This is a genomic window from Psychrobacter sp. FME13 (genome assembly GCF_014861395.1).
In the GTDB taxonomy this organism is placed as follows: domain Bacteria; phylum Pseudomonadota; class Gammaproteobacteria; order Pseudomonadales; family Moraxellaceae; genus Psychrobacter.
The window spans coordinates 1-358 of record NZ_RRYV01000403.1; the positions used below are offsets into that span (position 1 = coordinate 1).

The 358-nt window shown below is 41.9% G+C and carries 1 protein-coding gene; it reads left to right on the top strand.

Annotated elements, in window-relative coordinates:
- Window positions 1-358, top strand: a 358-nt coding sequence (locus tag EI164_RS16780) for a calcium-binding protein (RefSeq protein ID WP_413038472.1), incomplete at both ends; no start/stop codon positions are given.

Here is a 358-nt window from a genome sequence, read left to right on the forward strand (position 1 = left end):
ACTTCACTGGCAGCTACGATCGAGCTTATAACTTTATCTTCAAAGATGAAGTAATTAGTTCAGAAGCTGTATTGTCTAGAGTTTATACAGTAACTGGCACTGATGAAGACAACGAATTAACAGGTTGGAGCAGCAACGACATTCTCATTGGTGGTGCTGGTAACGACACTCTGAATGGTGGTAGTGGTTACGACACATTGATTGGTGGTACAGGTAACGACACTCTGAATGGTGGAGACTTTGAAAAAGACACCTACATCTTCCAAGCAGGGTATGGACAGGACACGATCAATGACAGAGGTTACAGTAGCTCATCTTACAAAGATGTTCGTAACGACGTTACCTTTGACGATATTAA